At 34.7% G+C, this 26241-nt stretch carries 23 protein-coding genes and 1 other RNA gene; 6 read left to right on the top strand and 18 right to left on the bottom strand.

The features are described 5' to 3' along the window. Positions 1 to 279: 279 nt before the first annotated feature. The 3 genes from BMW64_RS15380 to BMW64_RS15370 all read right to left on the bottom strand — a co-directional run bounded on the left by BMW64_RS15380 (position 280) and on the right by BMW64_RS15370 (position 5950). Positions 280 to 813 (bottom strand): DUF1697 domain-containing protein, encoded by a 534-nt coding sequence (locus BMW64_RS15380; protein ID WP_090000841.1) that lies wholly within the window; start codon positions 811 to 813, stop codon positions 280 to 282. A 75-nt stretch (positions 814 to 888) separates the two neighbouring features. Beyond that, on the bottom strand, positions 889 to 2376 hold the full coding sequence (locus tag BMW64_RS15375; RefSeq protein ID WP_090000840.1) for an LTA synthase family protein: 1488 nt from the start codon (positions 2374 to 2376) through the stop codon (positions 889 to 891). A gap of 88 nt (positions 2377 to 2464) precedes the next feature. Further along, positions 2465 to 5950, bottom strand: a complete 3486-nt coding sequence (locus tag BMW64_RS15370) for a glycosyltransferase family 117 protein (protein ID WP_090000839.1) — start codon at positions 5948 to 5950, stop codon at positions 2465 to 2467. A gap of 223 nt (positions 5951 to 6173) precedes the next feature. Between BMW64_RS15370 and BMW64_RS15365 the strand changes: the two genes are divergently transcribed. From BMW64_RS15365 to BMW64_RS15355, 3 genes are all read left to right on the top strand, one after another. Continuing rightward, positions 6174 to 7211: a PLP-dependent cysteine synthase family protein gene (locus tag BMW64_RS15365; RefSeq protein ID WP_090000838.1), complete on the top strand. Its 1038-nt coding sequence runs from the start codon at positions 6174 to 6176 to the stop codon at positions 7209 to 7211. Positions 7212 to 7286: 75 nt separating this feature from the next. Beyond that, positions 7287 to 8558 (top strand): aminotransferase class I/II-fold pyridoxal phosphate-dependent enzyme, encoded by a 1272-nt coding sequence (locus BMW64_RS15360; protein WP_177175310.1) that lies wholly within the window; start codon positions 7287 to 7289, stop codon positions 8556 to 8558. Between the two features lie 117 nt (positions 8559 to 8675). Further along, a complete protein-coding gene (locus BMW64_RS15355) occupies positions 8676 to 10871 on the top strand; it encodes a B12-binding domain-containing radical SAM protein (protein ID WP_090000837.1) in 2196 nt (731 codons plus the stop codon). Positions 10872 to 11104: 233 nt separating this feature from the next. Here BMW64_RS15355 and BMW64_RS15350 read toward each other — a convergent pair whose 3' ends face one another. The 3 genes from BMW64_RS15350 to atpD all read right to left on the bottom strand — a co-directional run bounded on the left by BMW64_RS15350 (position 11105) and on the right by atpD (position 13876). Beyond that, a complete protein-coding gene (locus BMW64_RS15350; protein ID WP_090000836.1) occupies positions 11105 to 11926 on the bottom strand; it encodes a hypothetical protein in 822 nt (273 codons plus the stop codon). Between the two features lie 80 nt (positions 11927 to 12006). Beyond that, positions 12007 to 12288: a FoF1 ATP synthase subunit delta/epsilon gene (locus tag BMW64_RS15345; RefSeq protein ID WP_066436270.1), complete on the bottom strand. Its 282-nt coding sequence runs from the start codon at positions 12286 to 12288 to the stop codon at positions 12007 to 12009. Positions 12289 to 12367: 79 nt separating this feature from the next. Beyond that, complete coding sequence (gene atpD, locus BMW64_RS15340; RefSeq protein WP_090000835.1) at positions 12368 to 13876, bottom strand: F0F1 ATP synthase subunit beta; 1509 nt, start codon at positions 13874 to 13876, stop codon at positions 12368 to 12370. Between the two features lie 225 nt (positions 13877 to 14101). Between atpD and BMW64_RS15335 the strand changes: the two genes are divergently transcribed. After that, positions 14102 to 15022 carry a bifunctional riboflavin kinase/FAD synthetase gene (locus BMW64_RS15335; RefSeq protein ID WP_090000834.1) on the top strand — a complete coding sequence of 307 codons (921 nt, stop codon included), beginning with the start codon at positions 14102 to 14104 and terminating at the stop codon, positions 15020 to 15022. Here the strand turns inward: BMW64_RS15335 and BMW64_RS15330 are convergent. Next, complete coding sequence (locus BMW64_RS15330; RefSeq protein WP_090000833.1) at positions 15019 to 15372, bottom strand: MmcQ/YjbR family DNA-binding protein; 354 nt, start codon at positions 15370 to 15372, stop codon at positions 15019 to 15021. The two genes, BMW64_RS15335 and BMW64_RS15330, sit on opposite strands and share 4 nt — an antisense overlap. Positions 15373 to 15529: 157 nt before the next feature. Here BMW64_RS15330 and BMW64_RS15325 point away from each other — a divergent pair, with 157 nt between their 5' ends. Next, positions 15530 to 16186 (top strand): NAD(P)H-binding protein, encoded by a 657-nt coding sequence (locus BMW64_RS15325; protein ID WP_090000832.1) that lies wholly within the window; start codon positions 15530 to 15532, stop codon positions 16184 to 16186. Positions 16187 to 16278: 92 nt separating this feature from the next. On the opposite strand, the gene BMW64_RS15320 is transcribed toward BMW64_RS15325, so the two are convergent. The 10 genes from BMW64_RS15320 to BMW64_RS15275 form a co-directional block, all read right to left on the bottom strand. Continuing rightward, the gene (locus BMW64_RS15320) at positions 16279 to 16857 is read right to left on the bottom strand and encodes a glutathione peroxidase (RefSeq protein ID WP_090000831.1); all 579 of its coding nucleotides are present in this window, start codon (positions 16855 to 16857) and stop codon (positions 16279 to 16281) included. Between the two features lie 14 nt (positions 16858 to 16871). Beyond that, positions 16872 to 17537 (bottom strand): histidine kinase, encoded by a 666-nt coding sequence (locus BMW64_RS15315; protein ID WP_090000830.1) that lies wholly within the window; start codon positions 17535 to 17537, stop codon positions 16872 to 16874. A gap of 70 nt (positions 17538 to 17607) precedes the next feature. Further along, positions 17608 to 18336 (bottom strand): 3-deoxy-manno-octulosonate cytidylyltransferase, encoded by a 729-nt coding sequence (gene kdsB / locus BMW64_RS15310; RefSeq protein ID WP_090000829.1) that lies wholly within the window; start codon positions 18334 to 18336, stop codon positions 17608 to 17610. A gap of 78 nt (positions 18337 to 18414) precedes the next feature. Further along, positions 18415 to 19668 (bottom strand): pyridoxal phosphate-dependent aminotransferase, encoded by a 1254-nt coding sequence (locus tag BMW64_RS15305; protein WP_090000828.1) that lies wholly within the window; start codon positions 19666 to 19668, stop codon positions 18415 to 18417. Between the two features lie 23 nt (positions 19669 to 19691). Continuing rightward, entirely contained in the window at positions 19692 to 20597 is a 906-nt protein-coding gene (locus tag BMW64_RS15300; protein WP_090000827.1) for a hypothetical protein, read from the bottom strand. Between the two features lie 16 nt (positions 20598 to 20613). Continuing rightward, positions 20614 to 22329 carry a phospho-sugar mutase gene (locus tag BMW64_RS15295; RefSeq protein WP_090000826.1) on the bottom strand — a complete coding sequence of 572 codons (1716 nt, stop codon included), beginning with the start codon at positions 22327 to 22329 and terminating at the stop codon, positions 20614 to 20616. 141 nt (positions 22330 to 22470) lie between these two features. After that, entirely contained in the window at positions 22471 to 22827 is a 357-nt protein-coding gene (locus BMW64_RS15290) for a four helix bundle protein (protein WP_090000825.1), read from the bottom strand. Between the two features lie 87 nt (positions 22828 to 22914). Beyond that, positions 22915 to 23616, bottom strand: coding sequence for a GIN domain-containing protein (locus tag BMW64_RS15285; protein ID WP_090000824.1), 702 nt, complete (start codon positions 23614 to 23616; stop codon positions 22915 to 22917). 1 nt (position 23617) lies between these two features. Then, complete coding sequence (locus BMW64_RS15280) at positions 23618 to 24568, bottom strand: glycosyltransferase family 2 protein (RefSeq protein ID WP_090000823.1); 951 nt, start codon at positions 24566 to 24568, stop codon at positions 23618 to 23620. Positions 24569 to 24585: 17 nt separating this feature from the next. Then, entirely contained in the window at positions 24586 to 25185 is a 600-nt protein-coding gene (locus BMW64_RS15275; RefSeq protein WP_090000822.1) for a DUF4199 domain-containing protein, read from the bottom strand. Between the two features lie 131 nt (positions 25186 to 25316). On the opposite strand from BMW64_RS15275, the gene ffs reads away from it, so the two are divergent. Next, an RNA gene (gene ffs / locus BMW64_RS15270) (signal recognition particle sRNA small type) lies at positions 25317 to 25414 on the top strand. Positions 25415 to 25522: 108 nt separating this feature from the next. Here the strand turns inward: ffs and BMW64_RS15265 are convergent. After that, positions 25523 to 26209 (bottom strand): metal-dependent hydrolase, encoded by a 687-nt coding sequence (locus tag BMW64_RS15265; RefSeq protein ID WP_090000821.1) that lies wholly within the window; start codon positions 26207 to 26209, stop codon positions 25523 to 25525. Positions 26210 to 26241 lie beyond the last annotated feature (32 nt).

The following is a 26241-nucleotide window of genomic DNA, read 5'->3' as shown; positions in this document are numbered from 1 at the left end:
GTAAGCTAATCTGTTATGGTACGGCTATGGTATTGGGCTTTTTAATATATTTTACTAAAAATTTAGACGTATTATGGGGATATACAGCCATTTTATAATCATATCCTAAGAAATAGGATGTACACAACTCTGTATAGTTTCTTCTAAAATAATAGATTATTTTTGTTGAAATAAAAATTTTTAAAATTTGAATTAAATGCAAAATCACTCACAATTTTCATTTTTTGGTAATGACAATTTAATGATAAGATATATGATAAAATAAGTAAGATTAGAGAATTATTTCTTATTGAATACTTTTACAATCTTCTCAAAAGTATTAACATTTCTGCTTGTAAACTGATCTTTCAGATTTTTTTTACCTAAAATTTTCCCGAATATAGAATCAAGCGTATTGCCTTTTGGAACCTGCCAGTAGAAGTTATTCTTCACAATTTGAGCATTTTCGAGTTCTGCCTTTGAAGCTTTTTGGAATTCTTCCATTAAAATATTTTCAATCCCGAAATTTCCTACAAAAGCATAGCAGTGCAAATGATCCTTCTTTTCAAACGGATTTCCTGATAAATATTCTTCCACTTCTTTGTCCGATCTTATGAATAAAAAAGCTTCATATGAGAAATGATCAGACATCGCTTTTTCAAGAATTTGTTTCAATTCTTCTTCCTTTTTTTCAGATGAAAAAAGTATATTTCCCGAGGCTAGAACTGAAGAAACATCATTCATTCCTGCATTTTTAAAAACCTGACAAACATCAGCCATTTTCATATTGGTCCCTTTTACATTGACGCCACGGAGGAATGCACAGTATTTCATTTTTTAGAGTATATTAAAGTATGAGGAAATGTGTATTGTAGAGATCTAAATTTAACCACTTTCATCCGATCAAAATTAATCAATTCTTTCATATAAATTATAATCTGACCCGGAAGGCTTCAGAATATATATCTTTTCAATTAACTTATAATCGCTTTTCAGATGATCTTTGATTCTGAATTCTTTAACGAGCCTGTAATGCAGTCTGAAATATTCAGCATCTTTTCTTTGATATAGATCTTCGTAAGAAAGCAGATACTTTGGTTTTCGCTTTTTTACAGTATTCATCCAGAAATTTGCCTTGTCTTTTTGAATTTCCCGCTGAACTTCTTTGTCTACCAAGCCCACTTCATCAATGGTTTTCAAACCCGAAAAATATGGAATATAACCGGCAGGTTCCAGAAAGATCCACTGATTTTTATCCTTTTCATAAGTATTCAAAAATAGGCCTATATGTCTTCTGTAATTCCATTCCCCATTACCTGTTGCTATAGCATGTACTGTCTGAAAAATAAACATCGGAAAAATATAGAAAATAATTAATAAAGAAAGCCAAAGCTTTTTCTTTGCTTTCTGTTCTAAAATAAAAATCAAAACAGGAACAAAAAGTAAAATCTGAGGAACCCAATAATACCAGTCGAAAAGGCTTTTCTGAGAAATGAAGATCACCTGTTTGATCCATCCGAAAATAAAAATTATCCAAAGAAAATAATTTCTTTTATTTTTTTGTCTGATCAAATAAACAAAACATAATAACTCAAAAGTAAGGATGATAATCGTGACCGGATTAAAATCTCCCGGAAGTTTCAGCATACCCCAGAAATTTGCAAAATTTTGGGTGAAATATTCTATATTCTGGACTAATGTAAAATGATTATCGTAGGCAATTTTTTTAGCAACAATGGTATTATTAATGACTTCTCCGAAATATATCCAGTTGAATCCCAGCACTGCAGCAATTCCTAAAATTCCCCCCAAAATATAAGGCCAGTTGATTTTTTTATTCCAGAAAAGATCAATTAAAAAAACGGTTCCTAGAAAAATTACCGTATCAATTCTTGTGAATAAAATGAAAACCGGTAAAATGATCTGTACCCATTTTTTACCTTTATGAAAGCCGTAATACAACAGCGCCATTTCCAGAAAGAAAAGGATTCCGTACTCCATTCCCAGGATGGAAATTTTTATGGACGGCGGTAAAATCCCGATCAAAAATATAAATATTGCTTTTTGCCAGTTGCTTTTTAATAATACATGTGAAAGGAAAAAACTTCCTATAGTGAAGAGTATGGAATTAAAAATTAAAAGTGGCTCAATAAAATTTTCTTTTCCGAAAATCAGATTAAAAATGTATGAAACGAAAACGTAAAGATGTGTTGTGGAAGCAGAGATTTTTGTATTGCCATTGAATCCGATCACTCCATAATCGAGAAGGTTCTGAGCCACTCTCCAGCTAATAAATGCATCTTCCTGAATATAATGCGTAAATAAAAACAGCAGTTTGAAAATAACCGTAAACAATACGGCATATATCGGGATCTTAAGATTTTTTGTTTCTGACATTGTGCTTCTTTGATCCCGCAAATATAATCTTTTAAACTTTTGAATCCCAACATAAAAAAACGGAACCGAAGTTCCGTTTTAATTTTTTTTATTGTGTTGCCTTAATAATGGCGTTGGTAATCTGGGTTTCCTTTTCTTTCGAATAGGTGGAATCAAAAGGCTCCATCACATCAAACAGATATTGGTAGAATGGCGTGATCTTCTGTACTCCTTCAGATTCATTCATTGCTTTTTCTTTGCCCATTTCTTTCAGATTTTCAACGAATGTATTGAATTTCTTATCGATCGGTTCAATAGATTTAACAAGGTAATCATACGCTTTATCTTTCTTTCCGATGGTTGTGTAGCCATCTGTAACTGCTGAAACGACTAGAGAATATTCCATCGGTTTTGTTCTGATCTGTCTTCTCAAATAATTTTGATCGGCTTTGCTCAGACTCATGCAATAATCATATTCTTCAAAAATGCCTTTTTTCAAAACTTCTGCCAGCTTCAATCCTTTGGCTTCCTGTCCTGAAACAATGTATCCATACACCATTGAACTTAATGAACGCGGATCATTATATTTTTCTGCAGGAATTTCTTTCGATGCAAGATCCAGTAATTCCAAAGCTTTTCCTTTTTGTCCCAAGGTTGCTAAAGCTGCCGCTGCTCTGCTTGCTGAAGCTCTGTAGCTCATAATGTTGGAAGTCGCTGTTTCGTCAAAATGAGTATTCAGATTTTTAAAATTACCCCATCTGAAATTTTTGACAACGTTATATAATGAATTAGGGTCTACTCTACCCATCTCTCCGTCCGGCGTCTGAGGCGTATGGATCGGGATCAGTCGGTAACTGAATCCGTCAAACTGAAGATATTCATCAAGATAAAAAATATTTTCGCTGTCATAGATTCCTCCGGAAGAGAAACTGATTGGCTTTTTCCAGTCAAAATTCGCAAGGATATCAAGCATGATCAGATTATTTTTATACAAAGTATTCGCTTTGTAAGTAATCATGATCTGGTTTACTGTATTCGGAAGATCCGCAGCATTGATGATTCCTGCTTTTACCGCATTTTCTTTGTTTACAGGAAGAATGAATTTATTAACAGGAAGAATATTATATTTTTCAAATTTTTCTTCTCCGAAATACATTTTAAGAAGTTCATTCTTAGCAGGAGATGAATATTTAAGGAAGCTTATCGCCTGTTTCATCGTCATTGAATCCTGTGTAAGATACTTTCTGAATTCTGCAAACTCTGTTTCAGGTGCCCCTTGCTCTTTCAACATAGAGAAAAGTCCTTCCCAGTCTGATTTTTTCATCAGGTAGATCTGGTCGTTTACACCATCTCTGTAGTCATCGTGGGTTAATACGCCCGGCACTGGTGCTGCATTATATGTTCTTCTTTTAATCTGATCAATATTCCATGGAGTTGATGCCAGTGTAAAGTTCACTACTTTTACATCATCCCTGAACTGTTCTGTCTCCTGGATTGCCCAAACCGGATATGTATCATTATCCCCGTAAACAAATAAAATATCGTTTTTAGGCAATGATTTTAAAATAGAATATCCATAATCATAAGAAGTATATCGGTCGTGTCTGTTGTGTACATTGTAATTCTGGAATCCCATCATGAAAGGTACTCCCAATAAAACAACTCCCGCAACAATGTTCGCAGCATTTGATTTTATTTTAGACTGAAGGAACCAGAGAATAGCGCCCGCACCAAGGCCTATCCATATGGCAAAAACGTAGAACGAACCTACCATTGCATAGTCTCTTTCTCTTGGCTCAAAAGGTTTTACTCCCGTATAGAAAATAATTCCGACACTCATCAATACAAAAATGGAAAGCATAGCGTAGAATCTTCCGAAGTCTCTGTTTAACTGGAAAAAGAATCCGATAAGCCCTAAAATCAACGGTAAAAAGAAGAATTTTACTGTACTTTCATTTTTAAACTTGGCTGGCATCTTATCCTGATTTCCCCAAAGTGCATTATCGATGAAAGGAATTCCTGAGATCCAGTTTCCTCTCGTGATTTCCATATTTCCTTCAAGGTCATTCTGGCGTCCTACAAAGTTCCACATTAAATATCTCACAAAATAATATCCGTTCTGGAACGTGATGAAATAATCTAAATTCTGTCCCAAAGAAGGTCTCTGAACATTCAGAAGATTATAAGGTCTTACCTTTAAATAATCTGAAGCGGTAATGGTTCCATCCTCATATTTCTTTCTCAGCTCATCAAAAATCTGCTTGGCTTCAGGGCTGTCTGCAACATCTTCGTTTGAATAATTAAAGCTGAAATCAGGTGCGCCATACATCGAAATATAGTTGGACATTACATCCTTATCTTCGTTAAACATTCTCGGCATGAAGCCTACATGCGCTTTATTAAAGACGTAATTGAATCTGTCGCCGGTCTTTCTGTATGTTCCGGTTTTTTCGTCTTTTTCGTAAATCTCGCCGGTTTTTTGAGTTTTAAAACTTCCGTCTTCATTTTTCTCGATTCCGTTGGCATCAAGATAAGCTGTATAATTCTGACCATAGATTGTTGGCCAGTCACCATATTGCTCCCTGTTATAATAATCAAGCATTCCAATCGCGTTGTCCGGATCATTAAGGTTCATCGGAGGATTGGCATTGGCTCTGATAGGAATTACCATCCAGCAGGAGAAACCAATCATCATGAAAACGACAGATAATGCAATCGTCTGATAAACATTTCTCTTCATTTTTCTGGTGTAAGAGATCAGGAAGTAGCAGATCGCAATCATCAGGATAAACGCTGCAATCGTCCCTGAATGGAAAGGAAGACCTAATCCATTAACAAAGAAAATCTCAAGCTTTCCGAACATGGTCATGATCAACGGGAAGATTCCTTTAAAAACAATAGCCAGAATAACTAATGTAATAACATTTGCCCAGATAAAATTTTTCCAGGTAAATTTATATTTTCTTGCATAATATACAAGGCAAACCGCCGGAATTGCGAGCATACACATCATGTGAACACCTACAGAAAGTCCCAGAATAAAGAAAATCAATATAATCCATCTTTCATTGTCTGCCGCCAGATATTCATTTTCCCATTTGGTAATTAACCAGACTAAAAGTGCAATAAACATAGACGCCATGGAATATACCTCTCCTTCTACCGCAGAAAACCAGAATGTATCTGAGAATGTAAAGCATAAAGCGCCTACAATTCCTGCAAAAAGAATAGAAATTTCCTGATGTTTTGTGATTTCATCAAAATCTTTGTTTAAAAGTCTTCTTACGAAATGGGTAATTGTCCAAAACAAAAACAAAATCGTAAACGCACTGAACAATGCGGACATCGCGTTGATCACGATAGAATAATTTTCGCCTTTCCCTAAAGCAAAAATGGCTGCCACAGCACCCACAATCTGGAATAAAGCCGCTCCCGGAGCGTGCGTTACTTCAAGTTTTACCGCCGAGGAAATATACTCGCCACAATCCCAAAAACTGAAATTCGGTTCTATGGTGGACAAGTATGTAATAAATGCAATGGCGAAAATCACCCATCCGAGAACGGTGTTCCATTGCCTGAAAGTCCAATTTTTCATAGTATTAAATCAATTACGCGAAAATAAGGCTTTTATATGATTTTAGAGGGTTTTTAACAAAATTTAAAGGTTTTGGCTCACTTTTTGAAAACTTTCCTCTTTGGATAGTGATAGAAAAATAATTTTTATCTATTTTAGAGGTTAGAAATCCAAACAAAAGTTTAGAAATAAATTTATTTTTTTGTATTTTTGCCGACAGATTTTTATTGAAAAATAACAAATAATGAGTAATGTTTACGATAATATACTTGGCCTAATAGGAAATACTCCTATGGTGAAGCTTAACACTGTGACGAAAGATATTCCTGCAACCGTTTATGCCAAGTTAGAATCATATAATCCTGGACATTCCACTAAAGACAGAATCGCACTTCATATTATAGAAAACGCTGAGAAAAAAGGTTTATTAAGAGAAGATTCGGTAGTTGTAGAAACTACTTCGGGAAACACAGGATTTTCAATCGCAATGGTTTGTATTATTAAAGGATATAAATGTATTCTTGCCGTAAGTGACAAAACAAAGCCTGAGAAAATTGCCTATCTGAAAGCCCTTGGCGCAACCGTTTATATTTGCCCTGCGAATGTGCCCGCGAATGATCCGAGATCATATTATGAAGTGGCTAAAAGAATTGCCCTTGAAACGCCTAACTCGATCTACATCAATCAGTATTTTAATGAATTAAATGTTGATGCGCATTATCAGACCACCGGTCCTGAGATCTGGGAACAGACCCAAGGGAAAATTACTCATCTTTTTGCATGCACAGGAACTGGTGGAACATTATCCGGTTCCGCAAAATTCTTAAAAGAAAAAAATCCTGATATTAAAATTATAGGAGTAGATGCTGATGGATCTATTCTTAAAAGTTACCATGAAACAGGAGAAATCCATAAAGAAGATGTTCACCCTTACCAGATTGAAGGAATGGGTAAAAATCTAATCCCTTCTGCCCTTCTTTTTGATAAAGTGGATGAATTTGTAAGAGTGAATGATGAAATGTCTGCTTACAGAACCCGTGAAATCGCTTTAAAAGAAGCCATCATGGGAGGATATACAACAGGAGCAGTTACTCAGGCTTTAATTCAGTACGCTCAATCTCATGAATTTTCAGAAAATGATGTAGTTGTTCTTATTTATCCTGATCACGGCTCAAGATATATAACAAAAGTATACAGTGATAAATGGATGGAAGAACAAGGATTCATCAACAATTGTGTTCATAATTATGATGAAGTTTTCAAAACAGAATTCATAAAATAATAAATAAACAATTTATACAAATCAAGCCTTTTGGAATCAGAAAAGGCTTTTTTACTTAAAAATATTAATAAAATGTTGGATATTTTTGACAGAATAAAAGAAAATCCAGGACCTCTTGGACAATTTGCAGATTATGGTGAAGGGTATTTTATTTTCCCGAGATTAGAAGGACCTATCGGACCAAGAATGAGATTTCAGGGAAGAGAAGTTATTTTCTGGAGTGCTAATGATTATTTGGGAATGTGTAATCACCCGGAAGTTTTGGAAGCTGACGCGAAAGCTGCCGCTGAATTCGGAATGTTTTATCCTATGGGAGCCAGAGCAATGTCCGGAGAAACCGAGCAGCACCTGCAATTGGAAAGAGAACTGGCTGATTTTGTACAAAAAGAATCTGCATATTTATTAAACTTCGGATACCAGGGAATGGTTTCTACCATTGATGCACTGGTTGGAAGAAATGATGTGATTGTTTATGATGTTGATTCTCATGCTTGTATCGTTGACGGTGTAAGACTTCACGCAGGAAAAAGATTTACTTACAGACATAATGATATTGCAAGTCTTGAAAAAAATCTTGAAAGAGCAACTAAGGTAGCCGAAGAAACCGGTGGTGGTATCCTTGTTATTACGGAAGGTGTATTTGGGATGAGAGGACAACAAGGTAAGCTGAAAGAAATCTGTGAATTAAAATCAAAATATAAATTCAGACTTCTGGTAGATGATGCACACGGGTTTGGAACTCTTGGAGCAACCGGAGCTGGAGCCGGCGAAGAGCAAGGCTGCCAGGATCAGATAGATGTATACTTCTCTACTTTCGCGAAGTCAATGGCGGGATTCGGAGCTTTTATCGCAGGTGATAAAGAAATCATCAGATATCTGAAATTTAATTTAAGATCTCAGATTTTTGCAAAATCTCTGACTATGCCAATGGTGATCGGAGGCTTGAAAAGATTGGAGCTTTTAAGAACCAGACCTGAAATCAAAGCCAAGTTGTGGGAAAATACATATAAGCTACAGAACGGTTTGAAAGAAAGAGGATTTAATATCGGTGATACCAATACTTGTGTAACTCCGGTAATGATGCAGGGAACTCCGGTAGAGGCAACACTCTTAGTGAAAGACTTGAGAGAAAACTACGGAATCTTCACATCTGTAGTAGTTTATCCTGTAATACCTAAAGGAATGATTTTACTAAGACTTATCCCAACGGCATCTCATACAGACTCTGAAATCAATGAGACCCTCGCAGCTTTTGAAGCAATTCATGATAAACTTGTCAGTGGACATTATAAAGATCAGGAGCAAAAATTGCTGGCTGAGCAAGGTCTAAGTTTTAAAGAAATTTAAATCAAAAATATAAACCACTGAAAACATATCAGTGGTTTTTTCTAATAATTATACTCATGAAATGTTTGTGAGTTTTAAAGTCATGAAGTTTACCTAACTTTGTTAAAAATTTAATTGTTGAAAGATCTGCTTCTTATCACTCCGCCATTTACGCAACTTAATACCCCTTATCCTGCAACGGCTTATATTAAAGGTTTTTTGAATACAAAAAATATTTCAAGTTATCAGGTGGATTTGGGTATTGAAGTGATTTTAGAATTATTTTCCAAAGCTGGAATTCAGAAAATTTTTTACAAAGAAATTGATATTCAACATGTTTCGGAAAATTCACAACGGATTTATACATTAAGGGATGAATATATAAAGACGATTGATCAGGTTATTTCTTTTCTGCAGGGTAAAACGCCTACATTGGCCAGGCAGATTTGTTCTATGAATTTTCTTCCGGAAGCCTCAAGATTCAATCAGCTTGATGATATGGAATTTGCCTTTGGGAATATGGGCTTACAAGATAAGGCTAAACATTTGGCGACTTTGTATTTAGAAGATTTATCAGATTATATCATAGAAAATATTGACTCTGATTTTGGTTTCAGCAGATATGCTGAACGATTAGGCAAAAGTGCTAATTCATTTGATGAATTATACTCAAAATTATCTGGAAATCAAACTTTTATTGATTATTTTACTTTAAAAATTCTTCAAAAAAAAATAGAATTGATACAACCACAACTGGTCTGTTTTTCGGTTCCTTTTCCTGGAAATTTATATTCTGCTTTTCGCTGTGCAAAGTTTATTAAAGAAAATTTTCCTCATATCAAAACGGCAATGGGCGGCGGTTTTCCAAATACAGAATTGCGGGAAGTAAAAGATAAAAGAGTTTTTGAGTTTTTTGATTTCATTACTTTAGATGATGGAGAACTTCCATTAGAATTAGTTTATAAAAACATTTGTCATTCTGAACAAGTCGAAGAAATTCAATATAAAAGAACGTTTTTGATTGAGAACAGCACCGTTACTTATAAAAATAATTCTGCAAGAAACGATTATAAGCAGGCAGAAATCGGAACTCCCGATTATTCTGATTTACAATTAGATAAATATATTTCGGTTATTGAGATTGCCAATCCGATGCATAGCTTATGGAGTGATGGAAGATGGAACAAGCTGACCATGGCCCATGGATGCTACTGGGGAAAATGTACGTTCTGCGATATTTCTTTAGATTATATAAAAATTTATGAACCGATCTCGGCAAAAATTTTAGTTGACCGGATGGAAGAATTGATCCGGACTACCGGAGAGACAGGATTTCATTTTGTCGATGAAGCTGCACCACCAGCCTTAATGAGAGAAGTTGCTTTAGAGATTTTGCGGAGAAACCTGGTGGTAACCTGGTGGACCAATATCCGTTTTGAGAAAAGTTTCACACGTGATTTGTGTTTTTTGTTAAAACTTTCAGGGTGTGTTGCCGTTTCGGGCGGACTTGAAGTGGCGAGTGACCGTTTGCTGAAATTGATTGACAAAGGAATTTCCGTTGAGCAGGTTGCAAAGGTAACCCGGAATTTTACTGAAGCCGGTATTATGATTCATGCTTATCTAATGTACGGTTATCCGACACAAACGGTTCAGGAAACTATTGACTCTCTGGAAATGGTTCGCCAATTATTTGAAATGGGAATTTTGCAAAGTGGATTTTGGCATCAGTTTGCAATGACCGCTCATTCTCCTGTCGGATTAAATCCTGAAGAATTTGGAGTTACTCCGATTAAACAGGAAATTCTTTTTGCAAACAACGATGTTGATTTTACAGACAAGACGGGAATCGATCATGGGAAATTTAGCTTTGGTTTGAAAAAATCATTGTTCAATTATATGCACGGAATCAATTTTGAACTTCCTCTCCAAGAGTGGTTTGATTTTAAGATTCCAAGAACGACAATTCACCCTGACTACATTCATGATGCTTTGCTTGAAAATGATACTTTTACTTTCAAAGGAAATTCAAAAATTGTGTTTTTGGCTAAAAACGTAATCGCTGAGAATCGCATAAAAACAAAAAAGAAATACCAATACTCGTATACAAGAATTACAGTTCACTTAAAAACCAATGTTATCAGCATTGATCTTGATTCCTCACATGCAGAATGGCTAATGTCAATGTTTAATGAATACCCTGTTCACAATCCGAAAAAGCCTACCCTTCAACAACTTAAGGCTCAATTTGAAGAAAATTTTGATGATTTTGAATTGTTCTGGTTTTCAAAGCCGGTACAGCAATTGAAAGAAAATGGTGTGATTTTGAGTTTATAGATCTTGTTTTCAAAAATTCATATTTATCGAATTTCTCATTCTACAAGAATTTAGATACCAATTATAGTAAAAATGATATCGAGATTTCTCAGAAATAAAATCTTGGTTAAATTAAATTTAAATAATGTAAAAATCTCCTGAAATAAATTCTCGGAAGATTTTATGTTTTTTGGCTAAAGCCAACTGAATATTTTACAAAATTAAAACGGGCTAAAGCCCGTTCTATTAATAATTTATTTTTGAACTCCGTCTTTTATCACTTCACCTACAATTACCTTTTCCTGAAATTTTATAAAGTTAGGATCCAGAATTGCCATTCTTTCTGCAATAGCTTTGTAAGTCGGAAACTTCAGAATTGACGCCCGGCCAGACATTTCCCTATATAAAGTGAAAGTTTTTCCGCCCGCCGTTTTAATCTGTTTCGTAGTTGTTATGTATTTACCAATATATTTACTGTTGGCATCATAAATTTCAATATCCACAAAGGTTTTGTCGGTAATAGTATCTTCAGATCCGAAGCTTACGGGTAAATTTGTAAAATAACCTACTGGTTTTCCATTACTTAGAATTTCGCCTACAGTATTCACCGTGATATTTAATCGGTCTATTTTACTTCTAATTGTGTAAGCATCTTTTGTTTTGGTATCAAGTTTTCTTTTAGGAGAATTTTTAAAAAGCTCATCTAAATTTTTTATATTAATTCCTCTTTCATCAATAATCTTCAGACTTTTTACGCAAGTGTAAGCTGCAGACTTTTCTTCACCAGAAAATGCTGATGGTGAAATATAATCCAACTCAAGTGTTTTATCTTTATTATAAATCCTGTTTAATTTTATATAACTATCTCTTACAGAATCGACTACACTTTTATCTACAAATTCTACAGTATATATCGGAGTCTCTTTAAGATCCATGAAAGTATATACATTGGATTTGTTTGAAATTTTTGCAACGTGTATGCCTTCAAGAGTTACAATTCCTCTTTTAATTTTGACTGTTTGAGCATGAAACAAAAATCCCAGAATTGCAAATACAATAACTAAACTCTTCCTCATAAAACCAGACTTTTACATAACATAAAAAAAGTGTAACCAAAGTTACACTTTCTTGAAAATATATTTAGCTTTTCATTTAATTATTCACAAAGGATGATTCCTTTATTATGATTAAATTCTACAACACCGCTTTTGATAGGATAAGAAAAAACAGAATCTTTCTCATTTTCTTTGGTAAAATATTTATTATACGCTTCATCAACAGACTTTGTGTACAATTTTACTTTACCACCGATCAAAGAAGAAACAATTCCTGCGTGGTTTTTCATGATGTGAAATTCACCATTCTTTCCAGGCAATAATACTGAGTCTACTTCCCCTTCAAAAACTACGTATTCTGGTGTTAAAATTTTTATATTCATAGAAACAAATTTGAAATTTGATGTTTGAAATTTGAAATCACATAGAATCTCAAATTTCAGATCTCAAATTGTTAATTATTTATGCGTTATCAGCTAACATTTTTTGTCCGGCTTCGATAGCTTCTTCGATAGTTCCTTTCAGGTTGAAAGCAGCTTCCGGTAAATGATCCAATTCACCATCGATGATCATGTTGAAACCTTTGATTGTATCTTTGATATCAACTAAAGATCCTGGAATCCCTGTAAACTGTTCTGCTACGTGGAAAGGCTGAGATAAGAATCTCTGAACTTTTCTTGCACGGTAAACAACTGATTTATCTTCTTCAGAAAGTTCTTCCATACCAAGAATGGCGATGATATCCTGAAGAGCTTTATATCTCTGAAGAATTTCTTTTACTCTCTGAGCACAGTTGTAATGTTCTTCACCAATTACTTCAGGAGCAAGGATTCTTGAAGTAGAAGCCAACGGATCTACCGCAGGATAAATACCTAAAGAAGCAATTTTTCTGTCAAGTACCGTTGTTGCATCCAAGTGGGCAAATGTTGTTGCCGGAGCCGGGTCAGTTAAGTCATCCGCAGGTACGTAAACCGCCTGTACTGAAGTAATTGAACCGTTTTTAGTAGAAGTAATTCTTTCCTGCATCGCACCCATTTCAGAAGCTAGGGTCGGTTGGTAACCTACCGCAGATGGCATACGTCCAAGAAGTGCAGATACCTCAGAACCCGCCTGTGTAAATCTGAAGATGTTGTCTACGAAGAAAAGTACGTCCCTACCTTGTCCGCTTTCACCACCATCTCTATAATATTCAGCTAATGTAAGACCAGAAAGTGCTACTCTCGCTCTTGCACCAGGTGGCTCATTCATCTGTCCGAAAACGAATGCCGCTTTAGAATCTTTCATTGCTTCTAAATCTACTTTAGAAAGATCCCAACCTCCGTTTTCCATAGAGTGCATAAAATCTTCACCATACTTGATGATTCCTGATTCCAACATCTCTCTTAAAAGGTCATTTCCTTCTCTCGTTCTTTCACCTACTCCGGCGAAAACTGAAAGACCTCCGTGTCCTTTTGCAATATTGTTAATCAACTCCTGAATCAATACGGTTTTACCTACACCGGCACCACCGAACAAACCAATTTTACCCCCTTTTGCATAAGGCTCGATAAGGTCGATTACTTTGATACCTGTAAATAAAACTTCAGCAGAAGTTGAAAGTTGATCAAATTTTGGAGCTTCTCTGTGGATAGGAAGACCTCCCTCCTTAGAAATATTCTGAAGCCCGTCGATAGCATCACCAACAACATTAAAAAGTCTTCCGTTTACAGCCTCTCCGATAGGCATTGTAATAGGATTTCCGTATCCGATTACATCCTGTCCTCTTTTAAGACCATCAGTAGCGTCCATTGCGATACATCTTACTGTATCTTCTCCAATATGTTGTTCTACCTCTAAAACTACTTTTTCACCGTTATCTTTTGTAATTTCTAACGCGTCATAAATGCTTGGAACTGCTTCCACATCAGTAAAGACAACGTCGATTACCGGACCAATAATTTGAGAAATTTTACCTTTAATTTGGTTTGCCATTGCTAAATTTTTTCTTGGTGCAAATATAATGATTCTTGCTTAACCCGCAATTGGTAAAAAACAGATTTTTATCATACTTTTATTCAATGTAGCAATATAACAATTTAACAGTTTACCAATTAAATCACTGGTGATAGAAAGAGCAGCATCTATATATTGTTAAATTAATACATTATTATATTGTTACATTAGTTTGCTTATATTTGCAGTCAAAATTTTTCCAGTTTGAAAGTTTTCAAGAATTTTAATGATTATACTTCTCAAAAGCCTTTAGCATTATCTTTGGGCATGTTTGACGGTGTTCATCTCGGGCATAAAAGTATTATTGATGAATTGCTAAAAGTAGGTACTGAAAACCATCTTGAGACCGCCGTTCTTACTTTCTGGCCGCATCCGAGATTTGTTTTCAATCCCAACGAAGACTTGAAGCTTCTCAATACTTTAGAAGAAAAAAAATTCTTAATGGAAAAATATAGTATTGATACTTTATTTTTAAAAGAATTTGATGAAGAGTTCAGAAATCTTACCGGCGAAGAATTCGTAAGAAAGATTCTGATTGACAAACTTAATATTAAATATCTCATCATTGGTTACGACCATTCTTTCGGCAAAAATAAGAGCGGAAACTTCGAGTTGCTTCAAAGACTTTCAAAAGAACTTGATTTTGAGGTAGAACAAATGGAGGCCATTAATATTCATGAAAATAACATCAGTTCTACCAAAGTCCGAAATGCTCTTTTAGAAGGAAATATTAAACAAGCCAATGAAATGCTGGGCTACGCCTATTCTGTCTCCGGAACTGTGGTACATGGAAAAAAGATCGGAAGAACAATAGGATATCCTACCGCGAACATTAAGACCGATTCTATAAAACTTTTGCCTAAAAAAGGAGCCTATATTGTTGAAGTTTTTGTTAAAAATCAGCAGTACAAAGGAATGTTGAGCATCGGGACCAACCCTACCGTAAATGGAGAAAAGCTAACTGTTGAAGTCTATATTCTTGATTTTGAAGGAGATATTTATGGTGAACAAGTTACTGTAAAATTTAGGGATTTTTTACACGATGAAATTAAATTCGAAGGACTGGAAAAACTGATTGAAAAATTAGACGAAGACAAAAGGCTGACGGAGGAGTTTAAATTTTAAGAATTAAGAATCTCTTCTTTTCCCTTTTTTGTCAAAGAACTGAATACCAAATCATAAGACTGATCGATCATCTTTAAAACGAGTTCCCGCTTTAAACCATCAACCAAAACAGAATTCCAATGTGTTTTGTTCATATGGTAGGCACCCGTAATCTGCGGATATTGCTCACGAAGTTCAGCACTCCATTCCGGATCTGTTTTTACGTTGATTCCTAATGGTTGCTTTTCCAATGCCATTAGTAAAAACATTTTGGTTCCTACTTTCAGGACAAGGGTTTCATTATCAAAAGGAAAACTTTCCGTTACTCCTTTCTTAGCAAGACAATAATCTAAAATTTCGTTGGCATCCATGGTTTATGAGCAATAAGTAATTGGTAATGAGTAATTTTTTTATTAACGATTAATGATGATTGATAAATGAACTTATTTAAAAGTTATCTTTTATCTTTTATTGCTCCAAATTTAGTAAATTTAAGAAGCAAACAACAACTTCGCAAACCAGATTATTATGAAAGCTTTAGTCATAGGTGCTACGGGCGCTACAGGAAAGGACTTGGTCAACCAGCTGCTACAGGATAAAGACTTTGAAGAGGTTAGTATTTTTGTAAGGAAACCTGTTGATATTCACAACGAAAAGCTGAAAGTACATGTCGTAAACTTTGAAAATCCTGAAGAATGGAAAAGCAAAGTACAAGGTGATGTAGCTTTTTCATGCCTGGGAACTACGTTAAAGGCAGCAGGAAGCAAAGAAGCTCAGAAAAAGGTTGATTTTGATTATCAATATGAATTTGCTAAAGCAGCTAAAGAAAACAACGTTACCGATTATATTCTTGTTTCAGCTTATGGAGCTAATCCGAAATCCAAAATTTTCTATTCTAAAATGAAGGGCGAACTTGAAGAAGCTGTCAAAAAACTTCATTTTGAGAAAATAACTATTTTCAAACCGGGTATGCTGGAAAGAAAAGATTCTGACAGAACAGGTGAAGTTCTGGGAAGCCGGATTATAAAATTTGCCAATAAACTGGGACTTTTGGAAAGTCAGAAACCATTACCAACAGATATTTTAGCGAAGGCTATGATTAATTCATCTAAAATCAAAAGTAATGGGTATTCCAGTATAAAACTGGGAAATATTTTTTGTTTTGCAGAAAAAATAACTCAATAATGGAACAACGTAAAAATGTAACAGTGTAACAATTTAATAATTCCAAATTGGTAAATTGTTACACTGTTATATTGTTAGATTAATAATTACAGTTATTTCAGATATTTTGTAATTGCCTCGTCAGTAGGTTTTGTAGTACTTACAAAAGAATCGATCAGCTTTCCGTTTTCATCGATTAAGAACTTAGTGAAGTTCCAAAGAATGGTTGTATTTTTTACTCCGTTTAAATCTTTTTCAGTTAAATATTTAAAGATCGGAGCAGTATCATCTCCTTTTACAGAAACTTTAGCGGCCATAGGGAAAGTTACTCCATAATTTTTCTGGCAAAAAGCACCGATTTCTTTATTGGTTCCGGGTTCCTGTCCTCCGAAATTATTGGCAGGAAATCCTACTACAACCAGCTTGTCTTTATATTCTTCTGACACTTTTTCAAGATCAGCATATTGAGGAGTAAATCCGCATTCCGAAGCCGTATTGACAATCAGTATTTTTTTTCCTTTGAAATCGGCAAAGTTGATCTGCTTCCCTTCTTCCAGGGCATCAACTTTAAAATCATAGATTGATTTTCCCATAAGTTCTTTGGTTTTGGCTTTTGATACATCGCTTTTTTTCTGAGCACAACTGTTGAAGAATGCTACAAAAGAAAGGAGCAATAAAAATATTTTTTTCATAACTAAATTTTATTTTATTTAAACTTGAATGTGTTAGCCGGAAAAACTTTATTGATATCAACCCTATTGATAAGCATTACGTAATCTCCGTCTTTTTTGGCGCTTGATGATTCAATTCTGAAAGGCATAAATAAATTTCCTACCTTTTTATAATCAGAATACAATAAAGTTTCATCTTTTTTAATTTCTTTTAAAAGCATATAGTCTTTTGTATCGAAATAATAGATGTTCTTATTGACGTTTTTCGTTAATTCTACTTTATGACAGTAAACATTTCCTATTTTTTCTTTTCCGAGATATTTGGCTTCAAAACCTTTGCTTTCCCAGTCGATAAAATCATTATCAAAACTTTCCGGAACATAATCGGGATATTCCTGAACTTTATTGGCAGCATAATTCATGGCATACCCTTTAGTTCCGTCATATCCTTCAATGGCAGTGTCTTTCCCTCCGATAGTGATCACTGTCTTTGTAAGGTTCGGGCGTTGCTGATAAATCTTTATGGGATATTCATCTTTAATTCCCAGAATTACTTTTCCCTGAAGCAATACAGAATTTAAAAGTTTCCAATTGGTTAATCCTCCGGACAATTCGATGTTTTTATCAATAATTTCCTTTGCCGTCTGCGCAAAAAATGATTGTGAAAATACCAGAATGAAAACTAAAAGTAACTTCTTCATTAATTTTATTTATAAATTCAAATATAAGGTTTTATTAATTTACCCGTGTATCAGTTTAATAATTTACCAATTAATTCGATAATAAATTCCTTGCTTTCTCCAGATCTTCCGGCGTATCGATTCCTACTCCTATGAAATTGGTTTCTATCATCTTGATTTTCATACCATACTCAAGATAGCGGATACATTCGATTTTCTCAGCAATCTCCAGAGGTTTCATTTCCAGTTTTGAGAACTGTATCAATGCATGCTTTCTGAAAGCATAAACACCGATATGTTTAAAATACTCAACATTGTAGGAGATTTCACGGTGAAACGGAATTACAGAACGGCTGAAGTACAGAGCGAAACCATTATTATCCGTAATAACTTTTACATTATTCGGATTTTCAAATTCTTCCTTTTCATGAAGTTTTATTTTTAAAGAAGCTAAAGAAATTTCCTGGTTTTCATCATGATGAAAAACTTCAATTAATTGTTGTAAAGGCTCCAATTTCAGAAATGGCTCATCTCCCTGAACGTTAATCACAATATCACAGTCAATATTTTGAACAGCTTCTGCAATACGGTCACTTCCCGTTTCGTGCTGACCGGTCATGACTGCTTTTCCGCCGTTTTTTGTAATTTCATTAAAGATAATTTCCGAATCGGTAGCCACAAAAACTTCATCAAATAATCCTGTTTCCACAACATTCTGATACGTTGTAGTGATAACAGTCTTCTCTCCTAGCATTTGCATCAGCTTAGCAGGAAAGCGGCTGGCTTCATAACGGGCGGGTATGACTGCGATGATTTTCATAACAAAGTGTATCAATGTAATAATGTAACAGTCTAACAATAACTAATTGTACATTGTTAAACTGCTACATTGATAAATTTATTTAAGATTGTTCAAAGCATTCTCTAATTTTGGCATCATCGTAGAAATTTCTTCGATGGCCAAACCTCCTACAGAAGCCCTGAACCATGGCTCAGACTTATCTTCTCCAAAAGCAGAGAAAGGAACCAAGGCAACTCCCGCTTCATTGATTAAGTAAAATACCAAATCTGATGAATTTCCAATCACTGTTCCGTCAGGTTTTGTTTTCCCTATATAATCTAATTTAATGGTAAGATAAAGCGCTCCCATTGGTTTGATGCTATCAACTGCAAGGCCTTTTCCTTTCAGATCCTGGATTCCGGCATGAAGGATTTTTAAGCTTTCTTCCAATTTTCCTTTGAAGTCTTCGACGAAAGCGTTTACTTCTTCAGTGTTTTCGTAATATTTTGCAGTGGCTTCCTGTTCCGGTTTTGGTGCCCATGCTCCAACGTGTGTTAAAAGGGCCTTCATTTTATCCATAATATGAGCCGGACCAAATCCCCAGCCTACGCGAACTCCTGTAGCAGCAAGACATTTAGAAATACCGTCAATATATACCGTATATTCTCTCATTTCAGGGAAAAGGGAAACAGGATCTACGTGCTCAGCACCAAAAGTAAGATTAGAGTAAATCTGATCATACATTAGGTAAAGCGGCTTTTCATTTTCGCCTCTTTTTTTATTTTCAGCTAAAACCAATTCGCAGATTTCTGAAAGCTGTTCTTTAGTGAACATCGTTCCCGTTGGGTTTAATGGCGAACAAAGTGCCAATAAAACAGCACCTTCAAGCTGTGGTCTTAAATCGTCTGCAGTAGGAAGGAAATTGTTTTCAGGAGTTGTTTTTACTTCTACAGCGTCTGCTGAAGTAAGATATGCATAGTGATTATTATTCCATGAAGGAATTGGATAAACTACTTTATCTCCTTCGTCAACGATCGTTTTATAAACCGCATATATTAATGGTCTTGAACCAGCTGTGATCAAAATATCATTTGCAGAATAATCCAGGTTCCATCTTGTTTTGAGGTCTTTGGAAACTTCTTTTCTTAAAGATAAAAGTCCATTAGCAGGCGGATAATTTGTCAGATTATTCTGATAAGCTTTCTGAATTTCCTCCTTCAGTTTTGCAGGAATCGGATAAATATTAGAATTAAGATCACCAATCGTAAGGTTGGCAATCTCCGCTCCTTTTGCCTTTAAATCGTTTACTTCATTACCAATTTTTACAATTTCAGAACCGATCAGGTTCGCCGCTAATTTTGAAACTTTCACTTTATTTTTATTTAAATTTATTTCTATTTTCTTTTAATATTTATTCTTTTACGAATCTCTTCATCAGGAACTTTTGCGTCGAGCATATTCATTAATGCTTTCGTTTTTTCAGCAACATAAGAATTCGGATATTTTCTGATCATCCTATTGAATTCATCCCTGTTTTCATCATACAATTTGCCATCTGAATGTTCATAAGTAGGCGTATTATCCATACCGAACAAATAATCTGTTATATAATTATCATATATCTCCTTTGCTCTTGGAAGTAATGGACTTTGAGGATATTTTTTTATAAAATTTTCCCAGAAAACCGCCCTGTCTCCAAGTTCTTTCCAGGAAATCATTATTCCTGCATCTGCAGCGTAAAGACCTTCATTTTCTTTCGCTAACTGTGCTATATAACTATTATAATCCGGCGTAACCTTATTCTTAAATATTGAAAAATAATGTCCGGGCACAGACCATATTTCCGTATAACCTTCTCCTACTTCCCTGAATTCAAGATCTCCTTTTTTTAGTTCGGCACTTAATTTTTTTACATTTTCCGGAAATTTATAACTGTTTGTTTCCGAATCATAATAATTAGCATAATCTATCAGAACTTTTGATAAGTTTTCACTCAAACACAATGTGTATTTATTACGAATCTTAAGATAATCTTCGTATAATTTGTTATTTTCTTCGGGTGAATTATCAGCAACTTCCTTTGCTGTTTTATTTTTATACCATTCAACAGCTTTAATGTAATCTTCTGTTGTATTTGAAGAAAAACATACAGTATCAACAGGTTTAAATACATCTTCATTAGTTTCTACTTTTAAGGCTGTATTTTTTTCTACTTTCTGTATAGAAGTTTTTAAAGCCTCTTTTTTACAAGAAAAAATAGAAACCAAAAGAATAAAAGCTGCTAAACTTTTTTGTATCATGAAGATAATTCTAAAATTAATCTAACTTCAAATCTTTCCTTACTTCCTGAATTTTTTCTTCTAAAGATTTTAATTTTTCTCTGAAATCTGCTTCAGAGGTAATTGAATCTTTTACAGAGATATAAAATTTAATTTTTGGTTCTGTCCCCGAAGGTCTTACACAAACTTTTGTACCGTCCTGGGTATAATAAATGAGTACATTCGATTTTGGAATGTCATTCATCACCTGCTTTTCATTTTTTGAAACGATGAAATTCGTTTGCTCCTTAAAGTCTTTCACTTCTTCTACCGGAGAACCTGACAATGCTTTAGGCGGATTTACACGGAAATTTTTCATCATATTCTGAATTTCTTCCGCTCCGTCTCTTCCTTTTCTTACCAGATTCACCAAACCTTCATAATACATCCCAATTTCCTGGTAAATTTCAATAAGATATTGATACATTGTTCTTCCGTTCGCTTTGCACCATGCTGCGATTTCACAAGCTAAAACTATACTTCCGCAAGAATCTTTATCACGCACAAAATCTCCTGTCATGAATCCGAAGCTTTCTTCACCACCGCAAATGAACTTTTCTTTTCCTTCTACATCGCGAATCATTTTTCCGATCCATTTGAAACCGGTTAATCCAACCTTACACTGAACTCCGAATTTTTGAGCAATATCAAAGAAAATATCAGAAGTTACGATGGTAGAACCAATAAATTCTTTTCCGGTAATTCTGTCCTGCTTTCTCCATTCATTTAAAATATAATAAGTCAGAATCGTATTGGTCTGATTTCCATTTAATAATTCGATTTCTCCATCAAGATTTCTTACGGCAATTCCAAGACGGTCTCCATCAGGATCTGTCCCGATTACGATATCAGCATTGGTAATTTTTGCTAAATCCATTGCCATTTCCAATGCAGCTGGTTCTTCAGGATTTGGAGAATCAACAGTCGGGAAATTTCCGCTCGGAATCATTTGTTCCTTCACCAGGTCTATCTTCTTAAAACCTGCTTTTTCCAGAGCTTTAGGAACTGTAGTATACGTTGTCCCGTGAATCGAAGTAAAAACGATATTTAAATTTTCTTTCCCAACATTTTGATAGGTAGAATTTTCGATACAAGCATCAATGTATACTTCGTCCTGCTCTTCCCCGATCCATTCGATCAGATCATCATTTCCATTAAATTTAATTTCTTCAAATTTTACGGAATACACCTCGTTAATAATCGCTTCATCATGTGGCGGAACTATTTGTGCCCCGTCATTCCAATATACTTTATAACCGTTGTATTCTGGTGGATTGTGAGAAGCTGTCAATACAATTCCTCCGTGGCATTTTCTGTTTCTAACGGTAAAAGACAATTCCGGAGTGGGTCTGTGATCTTTGAAAAGCAGCACTTTAATTCCATTTGCTGTCAGTACATCAGCGACCAGTTTTCCGAACTCTTTTGAATTATTTCTTACATCATAAGCAATTGCCACTTTGATTTCTTCGTCAGGAAATTGCTTTAACATATAATTTGCAAGTCCTTGTGTTGCTTGACCTAACGTGTATTTATTTAAACGATTGGTTCCAACGCCCATAATTCCTCTCATTCCTCCTGTACCGAATTCCAGTTCTCTGTAAAAAGAATCTTCAAGGTCAGGCGAGTTGCCATCAATTAATAATTGTACAGCATTTCTTGTTTCTTCATCAAATGATTCGTGTAACCAAAGTTTTGCTTTTTCTAGTGTTGTCATATTTGTATTTCGTGTATGTTTATTTGCTGGATGACGGGGGCCGGATGATGGATGTCTATCTTCATTCTGTTTGACGAAATGCCTTGAGAAAGAAGATGTTGGAATTCTCCCAGCTTCAAACTCCCAGCTTCCAGTTTATTATTATTCTTTTATCTGATTTCTAAATGCTATAATCTGATTCATAAGAAAATAACTTTCATTATATATTTCTTTAAAATCTTCTTCTGTGATGTATTTTCTATTCTTTGCTTTGTATAAACACGTTACCACTTCAGCTAAGGAACGGATCGAATATCCCAGAAATTTTTTGAATTCCGGCTTCGACTGCAAAATACTTCCTTCAGAAATATTCAGGGCAATCGAATCGGAAGCTCTTCTTATCTGTGAAACTAAATTAAACAGTTCATCTTTGGGGAAATCCTGAGAAGACTTAAAAATTTTCTCTCCAAATTCCATAGATTTCTGCCATATAATCAGTTTCTCAAACTTAAAACTCATAAGCTAATTTTTTTCCAATATATTTGTGTTTAAAGTAAAGGCGAAATGCTGATAAACTTCCAGCTTCCCACATCCACCACCCTACATTTAATCCAGTTTTTTATTCTCTACTCTTGTATCTGTATCAATTTTAAATGCTCTGATCGGGTCATTATAATAGATAAATTTTGCAGTATTCTGAATATGTCCTTTTAACGAATCTTCCACATTCACTTCTGCATAATTTCCGTTTTTGGAGTCAATATTCAAATTTTCAATTTTCCAATAAGGTGCGATCAAACTTGCTGTATCAGAGATCTTTATTACTGCATCTTTAGTCTGTCCCAGAAAGTTAGCCCTGCTTCTGTTCAGCATTTCAATTTCTGCCCTTCTTGTGTTTACAGAACCCATAAATGTAGCATAATTTTTTAAATTAAGCCTAAAATTGTCAGTCTTAATTTCACTTGAAATATTCATTTCTACAGAATCCGAAATAGAAACTTTTTCAAGATTATATTTTGAATAAATTGTGATATTATAAAAATCTACGCCCTTGGTTCCTCGCTTTTCTTTAATCGACAATGTCTTATCTTTCACATCAACATCAAGATTATCAGTCACATTCGGGTACGTTTCAATCTCTACAAAATTTTTTGTTCCTCTTGCATAAAATACACGGAATTTACCCTCAAGATCAAGATTGACGAATTCCGAAACATCTACATCTTTCCGCTCAATGTTTCCTTTAGGAGAAACTTTTCCACAGGAAAATAAAGCAAAAACTGCAATGGCGTAAAAAATATTTTTCATGCTAAATCACTTCGTCAATATTATAATTCTTATGCTCGCGGTTTGTTCTGATGATCATTTCTCCTAAAAATCCGGCTACGAAAAGTAAACTCCCCATGATCATCATCGTTAAAGCAATATAAAACCATGGATTATCCGTGATTAAGTGCCCATAGATTCCTCTGGCAACATCAATTAGTTTTGAAATTCCCAGCCAAAGCGCTGAAAGAAAACCTACAATAAACATCAATGTTCCTACAGCTCCGAAGAAATGCATCGGCCTTCCGCCAAAACGGCTTACAAACCAAAGAGTTACCAAATCCAGAAAACCTCTGATAAATCTTTCGGTTCCGAATTTTGAAACTCCGTAAGGCCTTGCCTGATGCTGAACCTCTTTTTCCGTAATTCTCCTGAAACCTGCATTAGCAGCCAATACCGGAATATAACGGTGCATATCTCCATACACGTCGATGGTTTTTACCACCTGCTTTTTATATGCTTTTAATCCACAGTTGAAATCGTGAAGATAAACTCCTGAAACTTTTCTGGCTGCTGCATTGAATAATTTTGATGGTACATTTTTCGTCATTACATTATCAAAACGCTTCTTTTTCCAACCCGAAACGATATCGTAATTTTCATTTACAACCATTGAATATAATTCCGGTATTTCTTCCGGAAAGTCCTGGAGATCAGCATCCATAGTAATAATAACATCACCGTTTGTTCTTTCAAAAGCAGCATGAAGAGCCTGAGATTTTCCGTAATTTTTAGAAAATTTAATGGCATGGATCTGTGGATTCTGAACTTTAAGATTTTCAATAATACTCCATGACAAGTCTGTACTTCCGTCATCTACAAACCAGATCTCATAGGATAAACTGTTGGATCTGCAAACATTATCAATTCGTGAAAAAAGCTCTTCCAAAGAAGCTTCTTCGTTTAATAACGGAATAACTATAGATAAATTCATTTAATTCTGATAAAAAATTATTCTTTAATTTCTGTTTCCTGGTAGATTGTTTTTGTTCTGAAAAACGCTCCGAAAAACAACGACAAAACTACGTAAAATATAAGTATTGCCGCAAAATATCCTGAAAAATGACTTGCTGTAAGCATATCTTTTCCTTTAACCGCTTCTGGTGTAAAACTTTGTATTCTTTCCTTGTACTTCTGATCAAGCTCATCGATATCTTTCTGATGCTTTAAAATCTTTCTGGCAGAAGTATATTCTTTATCCAGCTCCGATTTTTGTCTTGTTACATATTGATAATTGAGCAGTTTTTTTGCGTCGGTATCCACAAAATTCAGGAACACATAAATACTTAAAATCGATAAAATTCCACCGATAAACATCGGAACGAAAGCTCTCTTAAACGCATCTTTAAAGCTTACCACTTTATGGCTGCTCCAGTATGTTTTAACAGACCAGAAAGCTGCTCCGGCATAAATGATCGGTAATATAAAGGCATTGGCTTTCAGAGAAATATCAAAATATTCAACTCCTGAAAAGAAGTAATAAACTACGAAGAAGACGATCATCGTAGCTCCAAACAATAAAATTCCTAATGTGGAAGGGCTTTTTGTCATATTTAAATTTTTAGAAAATTTCTGAAAAATTATTGCTCTTAATCTCAGCAATTTAGCATCGTTAAAGGCTTTTTTCGATTAATTTTCTTTAATAACACTTTTAATTTTATAAAATATTCCTATCTTTGCAACGGCAAGTCCTAAACAACCAGCTCCTGAGAATCCTCCAGGGTGGGAACGCAGCAAAGGTAATCGGTCGTAGCGGTGTGATTTAGGTAGCTTGCCATTTTTTATTGGCTTAAATTGAAGAGAGGTAATTTGAAAATTATCTTTTTTTGTTTTTAAAGCATTCAGCACTTTTTCCATTCTGATTTTCAAATTACCTTTCAACATTTATTTAAAATTCGAACTCCTCTCCCAGTTTTGGTAAAACAAGTTCAACATTTTTATCCGCAAAATGCTTTAATGCACTTTCGTGGTTAATTTTAATTGCAGGGAATGTATCAAAATGGCATCCGATTACTTTTGGTGTTTTCAATAATTCTGCCGCTGCAAAAGCCGCTTTTCTTGGACACATTGTGTAGTGGCTACCGATCGGAAGAATAGAAAGGTCTAAATTTCCGTACAATCTTGGAAATAAATCCATATCAGCCATTACTCCTGTATCCCCTGCTAAGTAAAGGTTTTTACCCTCAGGAAGTCTGAAAATATATCCTACAGGAACACCTCCATAACTTCCGTCCGGAAATGAACTTGTATGATGCGCAGGAACCATTGAAATTTTAAGATCATCAATTTTAGCCGATCCTCCTAAGTTCACATCGTCTGTATTTTTAGCGCTTTTAAAATATCCACAGATTTCAGGCACTGCAATAATCGTTGCATCAGGATGATGCTGCAAAACTTCTTCAACGTCTGCAATATGATCTCCATGCGCGTGAGTCAGTAAAATATAATCTATTTTCTGAGCAGAAATATCAAATCCTGATTCTGCTTTTTTGTAATTATAAAAAGGATCTGATAAAATCGTTTTGTCTTTATAAGTGAACAAAAAACAGTTTTGTCCTAAAAATTTTATTTTCATTTTAATTTATTTTGAATATTATTTTAATTGAG

Origin of the sequence: Chryseobacterium taichungense (genome assembly GCF_900109935.1) — a bacterium.
GTDB lineage: Bacteria > Bacteroidota > Bacteroidia > Flavobacteriales > Weeksellaceae > Chryseobacterium > Chryseobacterium taichungense.
The sequence above is the reverse complement of the archived record's forward strand: the minus strand, read 5'-3'. Positions and strand labels throughout refer to the sequence as shown.